Origin of the sequence: Shewanella khirikhana (assembly GCF_003957745.1) — a bacterium.
Lineage (GTDB): Bacteria > Pseudomonadota > Gammaproteobacteria > Enterobacterales > Shewanellaceae > Shewanella > Shewanella khirikhana.
Window position 1 is genome coordinate 2948845 of record NZ_CP020373.1, and the last position, 18613, is coordinate 2967457.

An 18613-nucleotide genomic window follows, 5' to 3' on the forward strand; every position below is an offset into this window, starting at 1 on the left:
CAAAACATAACTCAATAATATAAAAGGAATAACCCATGAACCCTGCCCGTTACCTGCTTTGCATTGCCGCTGCTGCCTTTGTGCTGCTGAGCCCCGAGGGGCGCGCCGACAACCTGGCCACCATAGAAACCAATATGGGGGAAATGACCTTTGAGTTCTTCCCCAACGAGGCGCCCAAAACCGTAGCCAACTTCCAGCGGCTGGCGGCCAGTGGCTGGTACAACGGCAAGCAGTTTTATCGGGTAGTAAAGGGCCATGTGATCCAGGCGGGCAGCCTGGATGAAAACAGCGAGCCCATGGTGGAGGCGGAATTCAACAGCCATCCCCATATCAAGGGCACACTTGGATTGGCCAGGGATGAAGACCCCAATTCAGGCTCCACCGAATTTTACATCTGCCATGAAGCCAGGCCCCATCTTGATGGCCGCTACACAGTGTTTGGGCAACTGGTTGAAGGTCAAGCCGTTCTGGATGCCATCGCCAATACGGAAGTAATTGAAAAATATTACGATGATGACAAAAAAATTGCCTTCCATGAGCCAAAAACACCGGTCATCATCAACGCCATTCGACTGCACTGAGCCCACGGCTTCAAACACTAAACCGAAAGGGAGACTCAAGTGAAAGGGAGACTCAAGTGAAAGGTCAGTTCACATGCGCATTCTGGCTGCTGTTGCTGCTCTCCCCAGGGCTTGCCAGCGCCATCACCGCCGACGAGCTGGTTGCTGCGGCCCTTGAGCGCACCCAACATCAGGTGCGCTACGATGGCAGCTACCACCGCATTCCCTACCCCATGGGCGACGTTCCGGCCGATATCGGTGTTTGCACCGATGTGGTCATTCGCAGTTACCGTGCCCTGGGATTGGATTTGCAGGCATTGGTGCACGAAGACATCAGCGCCAATTTCAGCCAATACCCATCCAAACGCATTTGGGGTTTATCCAAGCCAGACAGCAACATAGATCACCGGCGGGTGCCCAATCTGCAAACCTTTTTCAGCCGCCATGGTGAGCGACTTAAGGTCAGCGCCAGTGGCGACGACTACCAACCCGGCGATCTGGTGACCTGGACAGTATCGGCCAGCCTGCCCCATATTGGCATAGTCACCGACAAGCGCTCCACCGATGGCAAGCGGCCGCTGATAGTGCACAACATAGGTCAGGGCCCGGTGCTGGAAGACATGCTGTTCGACTACCCCATCACAGGTCGTTTCCGCTTTTTGCCCCAAAAGGCTGAAGCGCAGTAAGGGCTGCGGCCAACACTCCCCCTCTGGCATGGCCATGCTGCCTGGCACATGGCCTTCACATCGCCTTGCGCTTGCAGCTCAATCCATGCACACTGACCCCAAGAAGCCAAGGTTGCAGCAGGGATGTACATGAATTCCTTTGACTTCTTTTCATCGTGGCAACCTTTGTAAGACATTTCATTAACCGGCCCGCGCTCTGCGAGCCCATGCTTTGAAACAGTGAAGGATCGCTATGAAGCTGTTAGTTGCCATTCTGTTTATCGTTACCCTGTTTGTCGTTTTCTCCCGTTGGCGCCAGCGCCAACGCCTTAAAGACGGTGACACCGACGCCATCATCAAAGCTGCCATGCGCCTGATGGGACAAAACAAATATGACGAACTCGCCGCCCTGTTGCAGGACAAGGCCGAACAAGGCAATGGCATAGCCGCACAAATGCTGGCTGAGCTATACAGCCTGGAAGAGTTCGGCATGCTCGATGACGCCAAGGCCCGCCACTGGTACGCCAAAGCCGCCGAGCTGGACCCGCTCCTTGCCGCCAAACAACGCACCTTGCTGAGCTTCAATGTACACCCGGTATTGGGTGGCGATAAGCAGCAGTTGGAGTCGCTGCTGCGTCCCGGCGCCGAGGCCGGTGATGTGGATTTGCAGACCCAGTTGGGCGCCATGTATTTCGATAATCCACTTACCGACCCGGATGGAAGCAAAGCCCTGTATTGGCTGCAAAAAGCCGCCGAAAAAGGCCACGCTGAAGCCCACTTCAAGCTGGGCAGATACTATCAGTCCGCAGAGCATGGCAACGACGCCGCCAAGGCTCGGGAGCAGTTTGAACTGGCAAGCGCCGGCGGCGATAGCAGCGCCAAGCGGGAACTCGCCTGGTTACTGTTGCAAAACGAGCATAACCGCGATGACATCCGCCAGGGCGCCGCCCTGCTTGAAGAGCTGGCAGTGGACGACCAATACACCCGGGTAGAGCTGGGGATGATGTACCTGAACGGCAATCTGCTTGCGCGGGATCTGCACAAGGCTGAGGCTTTGCTGCGCCAGGCCATGGAAGACGACAGCGATAACCTCAGTGCCGCCTTCACCCTGGCCGAGCTGTTGCTGTTGCATAAGCACAGCAACGACGCCCACACCGAAGCCGTGGCGATATTGACGCCGATGGCCGAGGCCTGGTGGACCCACGCCCAGTTCTTGCTGGCACAGGCCCACGAGCGGGGTTTGGGAGTACGCCGACACCTGCCCACCGCCCGGCAATATTACAAATTGGCGGCCACCGACCGTGCCCCCGAGCATGTGCAGGCGCTGGAAGACTTAACCAAACGCCTGGGGCAGTACGAAAAAACTGAGGCCGAAAACAGCTATCAGGACTTCCTAAGCCGCTTCCCCATCAGCCAAAGTGCCCAGGCCGATATGGATCAGAACCATGCCATACGCCTGCTGCAGGACGGCGAGCAGGGTAAGCGCGACCCGGAACGGGCTATAGAACTGCTGGAGCGGGCGGTGATCGGCGGTAACACCTTTGCCCTTGATATGCTCTATGAAACCTGCCTCGAGCAGGGGCATAAGGTGGATGCCGCTGTATGGGCCAAGCTGATGACTGAAATCCATGGTTTTCTGCTCAGTAGCGGCAAGGCAGAGGCCACCCTGCACTCACTGAAGCAGGCATTCACTGAAACCGAAGCGGCGCTGTATGAAGTTCGGCTGGAGTCACGCCGCAAAGCGCTCGCTGAAGCGGCATAACTGACAAACCAGGCGCCTGAGCCTCGAATAAGAAAGGCCTTCCATAAAAAAGCCACCCATAAAAAAAGCTGCCCCTGGCAGCTTTTTTGTTTTGCAGCATGGTCAATAGCTGTGTTCAGTGACCAAAGGCCGGTGACACACAGGTTTTCACCTTATAGCTGTAACGGACGTCCCCGGCCTCATGATCGAGGATTTCAAGGATTTCGTAGTCGTTCAATTCCACCACCTTGCTGCCGTCCTCGTGCTCGCAGCGGGAACGGCTATCGGCCTCATAGTGATAGATAAAATATTCCAGCATCGACTGCCTTAAGCTGTGGTAGCGCGAGGCTCTGGCGCGCATTTCCTGCATCGGCATCGACGCCAACGAGCGCCGCTCACCATTTGTGGATAAATGAATACCGAACTCAGCATCCGGCGTATTCACGTCATCAACCAGAGCATCATCAATCAGGGCCTCATCAACCAGGGCCTCATCCGCCCCGGGCTCGACCGGCGCAGCGGCTGCAATCACCTCGTTTTCATCAGCGTCAGTCTGCTTAAGCGGCAATTCGTTTACCAGCTCTTTTTCCGCCTCCATGAAGCCATCATACAGCTTGGACGTTAAAGTACCTGAGTCGGAGCCGACGCCGGTGAAGGCGCCAAACATCAACAGTTGCACCAGCAGCGCAATACTCCAAAACCAACGTACCAAGGCGGTGGTAAACACAAAACGATAATGGGGAGGATGCCAAAGAGCATGAATACCAAAGGGTTTAAGCAGTAGCAACAGTAGCAGATAAAAGGGCATGGCCACTTGTGCGAGCAGCAGCATCATAACGGAGGTCATAAAAAACCAGCCGGGTAAACTCAGCAAAATCGCAAAGTTGTGGCTGTATGGCAGGCTTGCGGCCGAGACGCCGGTCACCTCATTCACCATACCAGCAGCATTCCCCAGGGCAAAGTTAGCCACCAGCGCGTAAAACAGCAAAATCAATGCCTTACCTGGCAGACTGTGCCACACATGCAAAAAGCGCGGCCAGAATTCGCTGGCCAGGGCTGCAAGCACCATCAGCGTTAGCAAACTGATAAACCAGGTGCCCAAATCCAACATCAACACTGTTTCGCCAATCAACAGCAGGGTCGCCATCAAATAGCTGCGCTGAGCAAAATTCAGGCTGTGCCAGAACTGACGCAAACTCACCAGCGCGCGGGAAAGAGAATTGTTGGCCGGGCGACGAAATGCCCCTGTAACACGGGCGCGAAAACTGTTAAGCGATGCAGGTAATTCCATGATTCTATTTGGCTATTCCATAAGGCCTGAAAACTCCGCCCCAAGATACCTTAAAGGCGGTTGTTGCACCAGTGTGAACACACAGGGCCCATCATCGCCGACCCAGAATACGGTAGAGTTCTCCCTGCTTTACCTGCGCCGGAGCACCTTGCAGGGTGCCGTCAGCCTGCCATTGGCGCAGCAGGGTTTTCACCGCAACCGCGCTCTGGCTTGCTGTCATCCCCGGCGCCAAATCGGGGTGATACAACAGCTTTATCAGCACCCAGTCCAGCGGTGTTAACAGGTCGTCCGGGGTTCTGTCGTTGAAAATCGATGGGAACACCGCCTCGCTGTCGTTGGGCAGGCCCATGATCTGGGTGATTTCTTCCACCACGCAGGACACCAGCTTGCCCTGCATCCTGGCCTGATCCACCGGAATAAACACCTGCGCCGCCGTTATCACGCCCCCGGGAGCACTGTAATTGGCCAGACACACGGCGCCATGCAGGTTTGCCGCGGCCCTGGCACCGAGACGGTCAGTCACCAGTGTCTGCCAGTCCCGCTGACGGGTAAGAAAAATCTCCAGCCTGGCCTCAGCGGCGGGTGCCTTGGTAAAGCGGCGGCCACTGATGTCACCAAGCTGGCTCAGGTGCATCTCGATTAGCGAGACAGCCTGGGGATCCTGTATCCCTTCATGGATATGGAACTTAATCTCCCCCGGCCAACGGGACAGGACAAAGCTGCCGGCTTCATATTCCCGCCCATGCACCACGGCGGTAAAGGCATTGGCGATAAAGGCAGTATTGAGGTAATTGGCGTCGGCTGAGCGCAGCGGCGCAGCCAGGCTCTGGCCCGCCAACAGCAAGGCCCCGAGCGCGGCGGCAAGGTAGTTCAAACCGTGGCTAAACACCAACCCAAAGTTTGCGCGGCCGGGCCTGGCGCTGATTGGCATATCTTGCGGGCACTGGGCTCGACTCATGTTATATCCCATTGATTCATTAAATTATTTACTCAGTCACTGCCCAGGCTTTCGGCTTAACCCATGTATACAAGCTGATGCCGTACGCCTGCTCTGTTAAAAGTATTGCACCCTGTTAGAATAGCGGCACGCCAACGCGCCAACCAAGGGCCAGTTACCCTGCCCCACAACGCTGAACTGGCGGGCAAAACAAGGATGTGACCATGAACGAGCAGTATCAATATCAGCAACGCGAGGTGCCGTCGCGCCCTCATAAAGCCTTTCGCATCGGCGAAGGCAAGATCAGCGGTTACGCCAGCGTGTTTCTGGGCGCGCTGTCGCTGCTGGCCGTGCTTGCCTACCTGTACCCCTCTTACCTGACCACCACCGAGCTTCGGGCGGTTTATGACGCCAAAGAGCTGCAGCAGGTGCTGAAATACGGCATGTATTTTTCACTGTTTTTTGGCTTGCTGACCTTTGTGCTTGGGGGCTATCGCCGTCTGGGGATAACGGGTATCACCCTGACCAGCATCGCATTTCTGTTGGGCGGCTGGCAAATTCCTGTGGGGCCAGTGGCACCAAAACAGCTGTCCCTCGGTGTCGACTGGCTGATCCTGGCGTTTCTCGGCTCGGTTTTTATTTTTATGACCCTCGAGAAGCTGCTGCCAAGGTACAGGGATCAGGTGATCCTGCGACCCGGCTGGGGGCTGGATCTGTGGTACTTTGTGTTTAACCATCTGGCGATTTCCGCCATCCTGCTTTACGCCAACTACCATGTGAGCCACTTCCACTGGGCTGTGAGTGACGATGTGCAGGCCTGGGTGCAGGCACTGCCGCTGTGGGTGCAGGTGGTGGCCATTATCCTCGCTGCCGACTTTGTGCTCTATTGGGAACACAGGCTGTTTCACGAAGTGGGCTTTTTGTGGCCCATTCATGCGGTGCATCACTCGGTAGAAGATCTCGACTGGCTGGCAGGCTCCCGCGGCCATTTTATTCAGATGTTCTCTGAGCGCGCCATGGTGATGGTGCCCCTGTATCTGCTTGGCCCCGACAAGGCTGCGCTGGATATCTATGTGGCCTTCGCCGCCCTGCAGGCGGTGCTTATCCATTGCAACACCCGGCTGCATTTTGGACCACTGAAATATCTGTTGGTGACCCCCTGGTTCCATCACTGGCATCACAGCTCAGAAAAACCGGCGATAGATACCAACTACGGCGCCCACACGCCAATATACGACTGGCTGTTTGGTACTTTGCATGTGCCATCCAAACATTGGCCCGCCCACTACGGCACCACCAAGCCGCTGCCCCGTTCCTTCTTAGGCCAGCTGTGGTACCCCTTTGGCTGCTGGCTCAAGCGCCGCAGCGCCGGCAGCTGACCCAGGCTGAAAGCAGCTACAAAAACGCCCGACTCAAGGTTCGGGCGTTTTGTTTGCATGAGCAGAAGAGACTGCGGAAGTTAACCGCGCCTTCTGCTACGGCGGCGCATCCGGCCTTCGATGTCGTTCTTCACTTCCTTTGGCTGAGTCTCTTTGGGCTTGTCAGCGGTTGCCTCTGCCAATTCTGGCTCGGCGGCGTCCTCTGCCTGGGCAGCGCCCGGGCCAGCCTCTGATTCAGACAGGAAGCGGATCTCATCCTTCTTCTCGCCCTTGAATACCGACTTGAAGATGCTGGTGACTGCCTGCAACTTGGCAAGGGGTTCGCCCTTATCGTTCTTACCGTCCTCATCGCCTTCTGGCTGTTCGCTGAACTTCACCTTGTTATCGGCCTTGCTATCAGCCTTGTTATCGGCCTGCTTATCGGCACTGGCTAAGGGCTCTGCATCGGCAGGCAGCTCAGCCTTGGGCACTTCGGCCAGAGGTGCAGGCTTGGCATCGCCGCTGGCTGCGCCAAACTCTTCCGGGCTGAAACCAAACAGCAGCTTGTCCATACCCGCAGGCGGCCTGCTGGCCACAGGGTCGAGGGACTGGGAGCGCTGGGTTAATTCAGCAAAAAAATCATTGGGGTCGGCCTTGGTGGCAACCGGGTCGAGCGATACGGCCGCTGCTTTGGCAGGTGCGGCTACTGGATCAACTGCCGCGGCTACTGGATCAACTGCCGCAGCAATCGGATCAACTGGCATGGCAATCGGGTCCAACTGAGCAGGCTTGGCTGGCTGCGCCGCTACTGGGTCGATATCCAGCGGCGGTGCAATCTTGCTGATAGCAGCAGGTTTGGCAGCCACGGGATCCAGGGAGACAGTTTCCGCCGCAGCAGGCTTACTGGCTACCGCATCCTGCACCACCTGCAGCTTGGGCTCTGGCTTAATCTCAGCCTGAATATCCGCCACAGGCTCAAGCTGGGCCACCAGTTCTTGGGCGGCATCAGGGGTAACTGAAGTTGCCACCGGGTCGGCGACCAGTTCCAACTCAGCCTTGGCTGGCGCAGCGGGGGCGACAGGCTCTAGCTCGATGGCTTCAAGCTCGATTGTTTCAACTTCAACGGTTTCGGGCTCAACTGGCTCAGCCTCAACTGGGTCAGGCTCAATGGCTTCGAGTTCAATTGTCTCGGGCTCGATTGGCGCAGAAACAACTGCCTCTGGTTCAACCAGCTCTGGTTCAGCAAGCTCGGCCACAACTTCTGGCTCTGCAGCCGGTGGCTCGATATCGAATTCGATGGCTGCTGACTGGGATAGCTTCAGCGCCTCGGCGGCGTCTTTGGCAGCGCTGGCCAAGGGGTCCTTTTGTACTGTCTTTGGCTCAGACATAACCGGCGCCGGAATAACAGGCGCGGCGGCCGCCTTTACTGCCACCGGGTCGAGGGCGAGTCCGAGGCTGGCAGCGGTGTTCAGCACAGCCTGGGGCGCAGCAGGCGCCGAAGCCAGGTCCTTTTCGCGCTCAAACAGGCGCTGATCGAACTCGGCGGTGACCTCTTCCATTTCCACCTTGGCCATGCTGACCGCATAAACCAAATCTTCCAGCACCTTCTGATAGCCCTGATAGGTGGACTCAATGCCGCCAATACCCTGCTTTACTTCGTCGCTTAGCTTATTGGTGAGACGCTTGTAGATGTTGATTTCCTGTTCAAGCTCATAGAGATAAGTCTTGGTGTACTTAATAGACTCATCCATAGCGCCGAAGGTGTGCTGCAGCTCGGTGCGCTTGGTATTGAACCCGTCAATCAGCTCTTTGGGAATTTTGGCAGGCGACTCAACCGCAGGCACACGGCCAACAAATTCGGCAATGTGACTCACCGGCAGCCACTGGCTGAAGGTGGGATGCCAGCCATAGCAATTGGGTTTGTCCTGTAAATAGGCGATAGCCTCAGCTTCGGTTAATGGCCCTGTGAGTTCGCCATCCTGGGATAGAAACCATTTTTTCATCGTCATTATTCTTATTCGCCGTTAACTGTTATCAGGGTGCGGTTCAGGACTGCTTGGACTTGAATCCCGCCAGTTTTTTCTGCAGCGCTTCGTATTGTTCGTTGATACTGCGCAGGGTGGTGTTCACTTCCTGATTCAAGGTTTGCGTCACGCCCTTGGTCTCGTTAATGTCGCGCTCCAACTCGGCACGCGAATTGTCTATCGACCTTAAGGTATCTTCGATACGCCCAAGCGATTTGTTCAGCTCCTGCTCTTTGGCAATGAAGTGAGCAATCAGCTCTTTGGGAATGGCCTTGGGTGGCGGTGGTGGCGTGATGGCAATATCAAACTCGTCGATGTGACTCACCGGCATCCACTGCGCAAAGGACGGGTGCCAGGCGTAACTATTTGGGTTGTTTGCAATAAACAGGTTTGATTCAGCAAGGCCCAGCGGCCCGCTGACTTCACCGTTATGGGAGAAATACCACTCTTTCATAGGTCAACTCTTACCCTTTAATAGTGTTTGAACTACTCATTATCGTTTTCAGGCAGATGGCAGAGCGGGCAAGTGGCGCGTCCTGCGTAAGTTGTTTATGGCGTATGGGGGCGAAAACTCTTTTAAAGCAACAGCTTGAAAGGCTTGTTCAACCAAGAGATTTCCATATCCGTTCTCAGGGGAAAACCCAATACGTCAACAGGCTACATTAACCGATAGTTTTTAACAAAACTACTGTTTCAGGCCATCAAGTTTGGAAAATTAATCCTCGCCAATACGGAATACTCCGTCAGCGCTGAACACGGCGCCAACGCCAGCCAATGCCTGCCAACGCGGCATTGAAACAAATGTATTTATGAAGCTTTATTAACTGTTTCCGAGTGCCGATTCTGACTATCTTTACTGGTTACTGGATTAGCGTTGAATGGAATCCACAGTTTCGCGGCAACGGCTTGTGCTGCATGCCTGCCATCAGGCTGACAGCAGAGCGGGATTGAATAAATCCATACTGAGCTAACACTGAGCTGGGCTAAGCTGAGCTGGCACTGAGCGGGCTGGGCTGAACCCAATAGAACGAGTGGAACGAATGGAACGAATGGCGCGAATGGAACGAATGGAACGAATGGAGCGAATGGAACGAATGGAACGAATGGAGCGAATGGAGCGAATGCTATGAACCGAATGAATATAAGGCAAAGCGCAACCTGCGCCATCACCCTGGTAATCGGCTTATCCGCTCATTTGGCCACGGCAGAAACCACGGATGCCAGGCTTCAGGCACTGACCCAGGAAGTCGACAAGCAAGCCAATCAGCTGATGACAGACTACGCAATCCCCGGCATGGCGATTGCGATAAGCATGGATGGTCAGCAGCATTTTTATCAGTATGGCCTTGCCGATGTCGCCGCGGGCAAAGAGGTTACCCGCGACACCTTGTTTGAACTTGGCTCCATCAGCAAAACCTTTACCGCCACCCTGGGCAGCTATGTGCAGCATCAGGGGGCATTCAAGCTTGATGACACAGCCGCGAGCTTTGTCAGCGCCTGGCAAAGCACGCCTATTGGCAACGCCACATTGCTTGAGCTTGCGACATACAGCGCCGGCGGGCTGCCACTGCAGTTCCCGAATAACGTCCGCACCCATGACGAGATGCTGGCCTACTACAAAGCCTGGCAACCGGCGTTTGCCCCGGGCAGTCACAGAATGTATTCCAACCCCAGCATAGGCCTGTACGGATACCTTGCGGCCCTGAGTGCCAAAGCTGACTTTACCACCTTGATGGAAAAGACTATTTTGCCCCAGCTGAAACTGGACAATACCTTTATCAAGGTGCCTGAAGCCAAGCTTGGGCAATATTCGTTTGGCTACAATGCCAAGGGCAAGGCAATACGGCTGTCGACCGGTATGTTCGATGCTGAGGCCTATGGCATCAAGTCCTCCGCCAGCAACATGCTCAAGTATCTCGAAGCCAATATGGGGCTTACGCCATTATCGCCCGAGATAAGCGCCGCCATCGAAGAAACCCACAAAGGCCGCTACCAAACCACCCATTTTACCCAGGCGCTGGGCTGGGAAATCTACCCTTACCCAACGACGCTGGACACCTTGCTGGCGGGCAACTCAAAGGATGTAATAACCAAGCCTAATCCAGTAACACCCGCTACTGGCGCCAATTCCCAGGATGAGGTATTCATCAATAAAACCGGCTCTACCGGCGGCTTTGGTGCCTATGTGGCTTATGTGCCAAGCAGGAGACTGGCGATAGTCATGCTGGCAAATAAAAACTACCCAATCCCCGCCAGGGTTGAAGCGGCCTACAGGATCCTCGGCGCTGCACAGCAATGAATTGCCAAGAGATGACCTATTGCTCCCTCCTGAGAAGTGCCAAGGACGATAAGCTTGGGCGCGTAGTCTGGGTCAGGATACCGAAGCTGTAGCAAGACCAAGCTCTGGTGACAGAAAAGCTTTCGGCTCCGGCTAAACGACAAAATTAATTCTGTCGCTTGCCCAATGGCACGCTTTCGCACTTTCCCCGGGTGTGGGCTCGGCGCTCCCGGTTTGAGACCCACAACTTTCTGCTGCTGGCACAGCGGTAAAAGCCGACAGGGTTTCAACAACAGCGGACAAAAATGGGCTTTTGTTAGCCCATAAAAAAAACGAGTGCCGAAGCACTCGTTTTTTATTTGTCAGTCTAGCCAAGGGGCAACAAGGCCAAAATTGCGTTGCCGACGCCGCTCATGCAAGGCAAATCGATGGTTCCAGCGCGCAGTTTACTTTTGTAAATGAGCACTGGAACCGAGATTTAACGCCGCAGGAGCAAGTCCAGGCAGCAATTTTTACTCGTAGTCGCTCATCGGCACACAAGCACAGAACAGATTGCGATCGCCATAAACGTCATCGATACGGTTCACCGTTGGCCAGAACTTGTTGGCACGCACTGACTCGGTTGGGAACACCGCCAGTTCACGGCTGTATGGGCGGGCATCGAAGGCCGGGTCCATGATGTCAGCCATGGTGTGCGGGGCGTTGGCCAGTGGGTTGTTGTCAACCGGCCACTCGCCGCTCTCAACACGGGCGATTTCGCCGCGAATGGCAACCATGGCCTCGATGAAGCGGTCCAGCTCGGCCTTGGATTCAGACTCAGTTGGCTCGATCATCAGGGTGCCGGCAACCGGGAAGCTCATGGTTGGGGCGTGGAAACCGTAGTCGTTCAGACGCTTGGCCACGTCCATCTCGGTTACACCAGAGGCTTCTTTCAGCGGACGCATGTCGATGATGCACTCGTGGGCAATACGATCGTTACGGCCACGGAACAGCACCGGATAGTGCTCAGACAGCTTCTTGGTAACGTAGTTGGCGTTCAGCATGGCGGTCTGGGTAGATTGCTTCAAACCCTTGCTGCCCAGCAGCTTGATGTACATCCAGCTGATTGGCAGGATACCGGCGCTGCCAAATGGTGCGGCAGATACGGCGCCATTGTTGTCGCTCTCGATACCTTGCTTAACCACAGCGTGACCGGCTACGAAAGGCGCCAGGTGCTTCTTCACGCCGATTGGGCCCATGCCTGGACCACCGCCGCCGTGAGGGATGGCGAAGGTTTTGTGCAGGTTCAGGTGCGATACGTCGGCACCGATAAAGCCAGGGGCGGTCAGGCCTACCTGAGCATTCATGTTGGCACCGTCCAGGTATACCTGGCCGCCGTGCTGGTGAATGATGTCACAGATTTCACGCACGGTTTCTTCGTACACACCGTGGGTAGAAGGATAGGTGATCATGATGCACGACAGGTTCTCGGCCACTTCGGCAGCCTTGGCGCGCAGGTCGTCCAGATCCACGTTACCTTCTTTATCACAGGCGGTAACCACCACTTTCATGCCAGCGAGCTGGGCAGAAGCCGGGTTGGTGCCGTGGGCAGACTGAGGAATGAGACACACATTGCGGTGGCCTTCGCCACGGGACTCGTGGTACTTGCGGATGGCCAGCAGACCTGCGTATTCGCCCTGAGCACCTGAGTTAGGCTGCATGCACACGGCATCGTAGCCAGTGATGTCCACCAGCCAGTCAGACAGTTCACCAATCAGCTGAGTGTAACCCTCGGCCTGCTCAGATGGGCAGAATGGGTGCATGTTGGCAAATTCAGGCCAGCTCACCGGGATCATCTCAACGGCAGCGTTGAGCTTCATGGTGCAGGAACCCAGCGAGATCATGGAGTGGTTCAGTGCCAGATCCTTGTTCTCGAGGCGCTTGATGTAGCGCATCATTTCGGTTTCGCTGTGGTAGCTGTTGAAGGTTGGGTGAGTCAGGAAAGCTTCTTCACGCACCAGGGCCGCAGGAATAGAGCTTGAACCCCTGGCCAGGATATCGGCATCGAGCGCCGCTACATCCAGACCATGACCGGCGCCCAGGATCACATCGAACAGCTCGGCAAGGTCGGCGCGGGTGGTGGTTTCGGCAATGCTTACGCCCATCACGCCGTCGGCGTCATAGCGCAGGTTCACACCGGCAGCCAGGGCGCGGGCGCGTACGGCGTCCACATCGGCCTTGAAGCTGATGGTATCGAACCACTGGGTGTTCAGTACAGTCACACCCTTGGCAGCCAGACCGGCGGCCAGGATGTCGGCCAGACGGTTAATGCGTGAGGCAATAACCTTCAGACCTTGTGGGCCGTGGAATACGGCGTAGAAAGACGCCATGTTGGCCAGCAGCACCTGTGCGGTACAGATGTTAGAGTTAGCCTTTTCGCGGCGGATGTGCTGCTCGCGGGTTTGCATGGCCATACGCAGGGCGGTGTTGCCACGGGTGTCTTTGGACACGCCGATGATACGGCCTGGCATAGAGCGCTTGTGCTCGTCTTTGGACACAAAGAAGGCAGCGTGTGGGCCACCAAAGCCCATTGGCACGCCAAAGCGCTGGGCAGAGCCGAATACCACGTCGGCGCCCATGGCACCCGGGGTCTTCAGCAGCACCAGCGACATGATGTCGGCGCCCACGGTCACAATTACGTTCTTTTCACGCAGCTTGGCAAACAGCTCGGTGAAATCGGTCAGTTGACCCAGACGGTTGGTGTACTGGAACAGGGCACCAAAGAGGTCTTCATGGTTAGCGGCATCAGCAGCTGGACCGGTCACAATCTCAAAGCCAAAACACTCGGCGCGGGTCTTTACCACGTCCAGTGTTTGTGGGAATACGTCGTCGGCTACGAAGAAGCGGTTGGCTTTCTTGGCCTTGGATACACGCTTGGCCAGCGCCATGGCTTCGGCAGCGGCAGTGGCTTCGTCCAGTAAGGAGGCTGAGGCCAGGTCCAGACCGGTCAGGTCGATGGACAACTGCTGGAAGTTCAGGATGGCTTCAAGTCGGCCCTGGGCGATTTCTGGCTGGTAAGGGGTGTAAGCTGTGTACCAACCTGGATTTTCCAGCACGTTACGCAGGATAACGTTTGGCACTTCGGTGCCGTGGTAACCCATGCCGATGTAGCTCTTGAACACCTGGTTTTTGTCGGCCAGCTTACGTATATAGGCCAGACCTTCGGCTTCGGCGTTGGATGGACCCACGTTCAGCTCACGACCCAGGCGGATAGACTCGGGTACGATTTGCTTGGTCAGATCTTCCAGTGACTCGGCACCAACGTAGTTCAGCATGGCTTGCTGCTCGTCGGCATCGGGACCTATGTGACGGGTCAGAAACAGCTCGTGCTGTTCCAGCTCTGTGAGGGTTTGCTTGGTCATGATAAACCTTTCAAATTACGCCGGTCTGGTAAGCGACCGATCTGCTTTATGTCGGATAAAACAAACGAAGCCCCGGGGGGCTTCGTTTTTCCTGGCGAGGATTATTCCTCGTCGATAACTGCTTGATAACCTTCGGCGTCCAGCAGGCTGTCCAGCTCAGACTCGTCAGAAGGCTTCACGCGGAAGAACCAACCGTCACCGTAAGCATCGCTGTTTACCAGTTCAGGAGAATCTTCCAGAGACTCGTTCACGGCTACCACTTCACCGGAGATAGGGGCGTAGATGTCAGAAGCGGCCTTTACAGACTCGGCAACGGCACAATCTTCGCCGGCAGATACGGTGTCGCCCACTTCAGGCAGCTCAACGAACACCATGTCACCCAGCAGCTCCTGAGCATGCTCAGTGATACCTACGGTGTAGGTGCCGTCTTCTTCCTTGCGGATCCATTCGTGGGAAGAAGCATACTTGAGTTCAGACGGGATATTGCTCATTGTTCTTGTTCCTTAATCGGGTCTTTTAAAATGCTTGTTTGCCGTTGCGTACGAAGCTGGGTGCGATAACACGCACAGGCACACGCTTCTTGCGCATTTCCACTTCGGCGGTATCGCCAACGGAGCCGGGTACACGCGCCATCGCGATAGAATAGCCCAAAGTGGGTGAGAAAGTACCGCTGGTGATCACGCCCTGCTGCTCGTTGCCGTCAGCGTCGGTGAAAAACACCGCCATATCATGACGCAGAACGCCTTTTTCTTCCATCACCAGACCGACCAATTTGTCGGTGCCCTTGGCCTTGATGGCTTCCAGGGCCTCGCGGCCGATAAAGTCGCGATCGCTTGGTTCCCAGGCGATGGTCCAGCCCATGTTGGCCGCCAGTGGGTTAACGCTCTCGTCCATGTCCTGGCCGTAGAGGTTCATACCGGCTTCCAGACGCAGGGTGTCACGGGCACCCAGGCCACATGGCTGCACACCGGCATCCAGCAGAGCTTGCCACAGGGCTTCGGCCTCAGCTTCGGGTACGATGATCTCGTAACCGGCTTCACCTGTGTAACCTGTGGTGGCAATAAAGAGGCTGCCGGCCTGCTTGCCAAAGAAAGGCTTCATGCCTTCAACGGCGGCGTTTTGCTCGGCGCTGAATACGGTAGCGGCTTTGGCTTTGGCGTTAGGACCCTGCACGGCAATCATGGCCAGTTCAGGGCGCTCGGTGATGGTCACCTCGAAGGCTTTGGCTTGCTCGCCAATCCAGGCCAGATCTTTTTCGCGGGTGGCGGAGTTCACTACCACGCGGTAGTGGGTATCGCTCAGGAAATAGGTGATGAGGTCGTCAATCACGCCGGCTTCGTGGTTCAGCATGCCGCCGTAAAGGGCTTTGCCGGGAACGGTCAGCTTGGCAATGTCGTTAGCCAGCAGTTTGCGCAGGAAGGCACGGGCATCGGCACCCTCAACGTCAACCACAGTCATGTGGGACACATCGAACATACCGGCGTCGCGGCGCACCGCGTGGTGCTCTTCGATTTGCGAACCGTAGTTCAGGGGCATATCCCAGCCGTGGAAATCCACCATCTTGGCGTTTGATTCCAGGTGCTTGCTAAAGAGTACAGTTTTATTAGCCATTGTTATCCCTTCTATCCGGGGCTTTGGTGCCAAAAATAGAAACGGCACCTGGTTAAAATGCGGCGAAATTATACCTTGCGTCACAAATTTGTATACAAGAGAATTTTCTAATCCGAACAGTCAAATCATTAGTTTTTCTCATGAGTTACATTCGAAAAACTAACGTTAAAATTCTTCACTGGCCGAAAACTGCGCCAATTGTTTGATATTTGCTGCAAAAATCATCAGCGCGCGGCACTGACTTCCCCCTGCCGCAGACGGTTTTTCGCAAGCTTGTTTGCTTATCTGCCCATGGCCTGTTTGATGAACACTGTTTTCAGCCCAGGCAACTTATCAACCAGGTTCAGCCCCAGATCCCGTACCGCCTGTTTAATGGGATTATTGCCTTCAAACAGGCGCTTAAAGCCTTCCATGGTGGCAATCATTTCCTGGGCGGCAGCCTTGCGTTCACGCTCCAGCGGCCGAAGCAGACGGTAATCACCTATGTCTTTACCGTCGTCTTTCAGGCGCGCAACGGTGTCGATAATCGCGGCGGCATCCTGAAAGCCGAGGTTTACCCCCTGCCCCGCCAACGGATGTATAGTGTGGGCCGCATCCCCCGCCAGCAGCAGGCGGTGACGGGCAAAGTGGCGGGCATAACGCATCCGCAGATTAAAGCCGATACGCTCGCTGGCCACGCGGCAAAGCCCGAGGCGGGCATCGAAGGCGGCAGTGAGCGACTTTGAAAAATTTTCATCATCCATCGCCAGCAGCGCCTGCGCCTTGGGCTCGGTCACTGACCAGACGATAGAGCACAGGTTTGACTGATACAGCGGCAAAAACGCCAGCGGACCGTCCGGCAGGAACACCTGGCGGGCACAGTCCTGATGGGGCTCAGCGGTTTCTATGGTGGCAACAATGGCAGTATGGCCATAGTCCCAGAAGGTGAGCGGAATATTGCACTGGCTGCGCACCCAGCTGTTGGCGCCATCGGCGGCAATCACCAGCGCAGCCGAGAGCATGTCGCCCTCTTCCAGCGTCAGCCAGGCTTCCTTTTCACCAAAGGCGAGCCTGCTTAAACGCACGCCTTCACGGTAATCGAGGTTGTCGCACTCGGCGGCACGTTTGGCCAGCGCGAAGGCAATGTTGTCGTTTTCGATGATGGTGCCAAGGCTGTCTTCACCCAGCTCATTGGCATCAAACCCGATACGACCCATGCCGTCCTTGTCCCACACCTGCATCCGGCCATAGGGCGCCAGACGCTCTCTATCGAGCAAATGCCAGGCGCCGAGGGACTTCAGCAAATCTTCACTGGCGCGATTGATGGCGCTGACTCTGAGGCGCGGCTCACCCTCCACCGCAGCCTGGGAGCCCGCATCCAGCACAGTCACCTTAAGCCCGGCTTCGGCAAGGCCAATGGCCGTTGCCAGCCCTACCATGCCACCGCCAACGATGGCCACATCACAGCTTTGGGTCCTGAGCATCAATCAATCCTCACAAGGGGAAACAGTCGACAGGCGCACGCCGCGGCGCCAGCCCATGGCACGGCTGGCCAAAGGCGCCTTCAGCGGTGGGCACCATGACAGCAATCTAAGCCCAAGACTGCGTCCGGCCACCAGCGGCCAATATTGGTTGGAAAAGCCGCGCACCAGCGACTCGATGGCGAGCAAAGTCTCGCGTCTGTCCTGCTCGCGCAGACGTAAATAGGCGTGCAACTGGCGGATATCGCCGATGTCCTCACCCTGCACCAGCGCCGCTTTAACCACTGACAACAAATCGACAATGTCCCTAAGGCCCAGGTTAAAGCCCTGACCGGCAATGGGGTGTAGTGTCTGGGCGGCATTGCCAACGAACACGCAGCGATGATGGATAGGCCTTGGCATCCAGCTGAGTTTGAGCTCATAGCTGTGACGACTGCCAGCGGCCGTGAACTGCCCGGCGCGGTAACCAAAGGCCTGCTGCAGCGCGCTGACGAACTCGGCTTCATCGCAGTGATGGTAGTGCTCGGCCTCTTCAGGCGGCATGGCCCACACCAGCGATAATCTGTGCTGACCATGAATGTCGGCCATCGGCAGCAGCGCCAGCGGGCCAGAACCGGTAAAGCGCTCCCAGGCCCAGTGATTGTGGGGCCTGTCCAGCGCCACATTGGCGATAACGGCGCTCTGGCCAAAATCCACCTGCTCCAGCGGTAAGTTGAAGTGGCTGCGCACCGCCGAGCCCAAGCCGTCTGCGGCCACAACCAGTTTGGCTTTGAGCACGACGCCGCTGGCAAGCACCAGGGTGTGGGCGTCTTGTCCGGCCTCGAGGCGTTGCAGGCTGTCGGGGCATAAGCAGCGGATTTGGCTCTTTTCGATGGCGGCAAACAGCGCCTTGCCCACAGCTTCAAGCTCGACCACCTGCCCCAGATACGGCAGGCCAAAGGCCTTGCTGCCAAGCTCGGTCATACCGAAATGGCTGCGATCGGATACGTGAATGTCGGTAATGCTGGTGCCAAGCTGGCTCAAATGGCGCCAAACGCCGAGGCGCTTAAGTTCGGTGATGGAGCCTTCGGCCACGGCAATGGCGCGGCCATCGAAGCCCGGGTGTTCGTCACCGGGACGTCTGGCTTCAATCAGGGTAATGCGAAGGGACTTGCCAAGGTCGCTGGCAAGCTTGTCCAGCGCCAGTGCCAGAGTGGCACCGGCCATGGCGCCACCGACAATGGCGATATCGGTCTCAAATGTCTCGAGGGGAGAAGTGCCTTGATTGCTGCCTGCATCACCGCTCAT

General features: G+C 56.3%; 14 protein-coding genes. 5 read left to right on the forward strand and 9 right to left on the reverse strand.

Features of this window, described 5'->3' with window-relative positions; genetic code table 11:
• Positions 1–35 precede the first annotated feature (35 nt).
• From STH12_RS12875 to STH12_RS12885, 3 genes are all read left to right on the forward strand, one after another.
• Positions 36–581, forward strand: a complete 546-nt coding sequence (locus tag STH12_RS12875) for a peptidylprolyl isomerase (protein WP_126167905.1) — start codon at positions 36–38, stop codon at positions 579–581.
• A 56-nt stretch (positions 582–637) separates the two neighbouring features.
• Entirely contained in the window at positions 638–1246 is a 609-nt protein-coding gene (locus STH12_RS12880) for a DUF1287 domain-containing protein (protein WP_218567747.1), read from the forward strand.
• A gap of 232 nt (positions 1247–1478) precedes the next feature.
• Entirely contained in the window at positions 1479–2987 is a 1509-nt protein-coding gene (locus STH12_RS12885) for a tetratricopeptide repeat protein (RefSeq protein WP_126167906.1), read from the forward strand.
• Positions 2988–3102: 115 nt separating this feature from the next.
• Here STH12_RS12885 and STH12_RS12890 read toward each other — a convergent pair whose 3' ends face one another.
• Positions 3103–4257 carry a hypothetical protein gene (locus STH12_RS12890; RefSeq protein ID WP_126167907.1) on the reverse strand — a complete coding sequence of 385 codons (1155 nt, stop codon included), beginning with the start codon at positions 4255–4257 and terminating at the stop codon, positions 3103–3105.
• 91 nt (positions 4258–4348) lie between these two features.
• Positions 4349–5215 carry a DUF2927 domain-containing protein gene (locus tag STH12_RS12895; protein WP_164551208.1) on the reverse strand — a complete coding sequence of 289 codons (867 nt, stop codon included), beginning with the start codon at positions 5213–5215 and terminating at the stop codon, positions 4349–4351.
• A 203-nt stretch (positions 5216–5418) separates the two neighbouring features.
• Here STH12_RS12895 and STH12_RS12900 point away from each other — a divergent pair, with 203 nt between their 5' ends.
• Positions 5419–6573 carry a sterol desaturase family protein gene (locus STH12_RS12900; protein WP_126167909.1) on the forward strand — a complete coding sequence of 385 codons (1155 nt, stop codon included), beginning with the start codon at positions 5419–5421 and terminating at the stop codon, positions 6571–6573.
• 80 nt (positions 6574–6653) lie between these two features.
• On the opposite strand, the gene STH12_RS12905 is transcribed toward STH12_RS12900, so the two are convergent.
• Positions 6654–8555 (reverse strand): GYF domain-containing protein, encoded by a 1902-nt coding sequence (locus tag STH12_RS12905; protein ID WP_126167910.1) that lies wholly within the window; start codon positions 8553–8555, stop codon positions 6654–6656.
• A 43-nt stretch (positions 8556–8598) separates the two neighbouring features.
• Positions 8599–9030 carry a DUF4339 domain-containing protein gene (locus STH12_RS12910; RefSeq protein WP_126167911.1) on the reverse strand — a complete coding sequence of 144 codons (432 nt, stop codon included), beginning with the start codon at positions 9028–9030 and terminating at the stop codon, positions 8599–8601.
• 672 nt (positions 9031–9702) lie between these two features.
• Between STH12_RS12910 and ampC the strand changes: the two genes are divergently transcribed.
• Positions 9703–10875: a class C beta-lactamase gene (ampC, locus tag STH12_RS12920; RefSeq protein WP_126167912.1), complete on the forward strand. Its 1173-nt coding sequence runs from the start codon at positions 9703–9705 to the stop codon at positions 10873–10875.
• A 491-nt stretch (positions 10876–11366) separates the two neighbouring features.
• Here the strand turns inward: ampC and gcvP are convergent, their stop codons facing one another.
• The 5 genes from gcvP to ubiH all read right to left on the reverse strand — a co-directional run bounded on the left by gcvP (position 11367) and on the right by ubiH (position 18613).
• Positions 11367–14255: an aminomethyl-transferring glycine dehydrogenase gene (gene gcvP, locus STH12_RS12925; protein WP_126167913.1), complete on the reverse strand. Its 2889-nt coding sequence runs from the start codon at positions 14253–14255 to the stop codon at positions 11367–11369.
• 101 nt (positions 14256–14356) lie between these two features.
• Positions 14357–14746 (reverse strand): glycine cleavage system protein GcvH, encoded by a 390-nt coding sequence (gene gcvH, locus STH12_RS12930; protein WP_126167914.1) that lies wholly within the window; start codon positions 14744–14746, stop codon positions 14357–14359.
• A 25-nt stretch (positions 14747–14771) separates the two neighbouring features.
• On the reverse strand, positions 14772–15866 hold the full coding sequence (gene gcvT, locus STH12_RS12935; RefSeq protein WP_126167915.1) for a glycine cleavage system aminomethyltransferase GcvT: 1095 nt from the start codon (positions 15864–15866) through the stop codon (positions 14772–14774).
• 281 nt (positions 15867–16147) lie between these two features.
• Positions 16148–17329, reverse strand: a complete 1182-nt coding sequence (locus tag STH12_RS12940) for an FAD-dependent oxidoreductase (RefSeq protein ID WP_126167916.1) — start codon at positions 17327–17329, stop codon at positions 16148–16150.
• Positions 17330–17332: 3 nt separating this feature from the next.
• On the reverse strand, positions 17333–18613 hold the full coding sequence (ubiH, locus tag STH12_RS12945) for a 2-octaprenyl-6-methoxyphenyl hydroxylase (protein WP_126167917.1): 1281 nt from the start codon (positions 18611–18613) through the stop codon (positions 17333–17335).

Bases quoted from the DNA above. Each gene is read 5' to 3' on its own strand.
- STH12_RS12875 (WP_126167905.1), top strand. From the start codon at position 36: ATGAACCCTGCCCGTTACCTGCTTTGCATTGCCGCTGCTGCCTTTGTG.
- STH12_RS12885 (WP_126167906.1), top strand. From the start codon at position 1,479: ATGAAGCTGTTAGTTGCCATTCTGTTTATCGTTACCCTGTTTGTCGTT.
- STH12_RS12890 (WP_126167907.1), bottom strand. From the start codon at position 4,257: ATGGAATTACCTGCATCGCTTAACAGTTTTCGCGCCCGTGTTACAGGG.
- STH12_RS12895 (WP_164551208.1), bottom strand. From the start codon at position 5,215: ATGAGTCGAGCCCAGTGCCCGCAAGATATGCCAATCAGCGCCAGGCCC.
- STH12_RS12900 (WP_126167909.1), top strand. From the start codon at position 5,419: ATGAACGAGCAGTATCAATATCAGCAACGCGAGGTGCCGTCGCGCCCT.
- STH12_RS12905 (WP_126167910.1), bottom strand. From the start codon at position 8,555: ATGAAAAAATGGTTTCTATCCCAGGATGGCGAACTCACAGGGCCATTA.
- STH12_RS12910 (WP_126167911.1), bottom strand. From the start codon at position 9,030: ATGAAAGAGTGGTATTTCTCCCATAACGGTGAAGTCAGCGGGCCGCTG.
- ampC (WP_126167912.1), top strand. From the start codon at position 9,703: ATGAACCGAATGAATATAAGGCAAAGCGCAACCTGCGCCATCACCCTG.
- gcvP (WP_126167913.1), bottom strand. From the start codon at position 14,255: ATGACCAAGCAAACCCTCACAGAGCTGGAACAGCACGAGCTGTTTCTG.
- gcvH (WP_126167914.1), bottom strand. From the start codon at position 14,746: ATGAGCAATATCCCGTCTGAACTCAAGTATGCTTCTTCCCACGAATGG.
- gcvT (WP_126167915.1), bottom strand. From the start codon at position 15,866: ATGGCTAATAAAACTGTACTCTTTAGCAAGCACCTGGAATCAAACGCC.
- STH12_RS12940 (WP_126167916.1), bottom strand. From the start codon at position 17,329: ATGCTCAGGACCCAAAGCTGTGATGTGGCCATCGTTGGCGGTGGCATG.
- ubiH (WP_126167917.1), bottom strand. From the start codon at position 18,613: ATGAGCGGTGATGCAGGCAGCAATCAAGGCACTTCTCCCCTCGAGACA.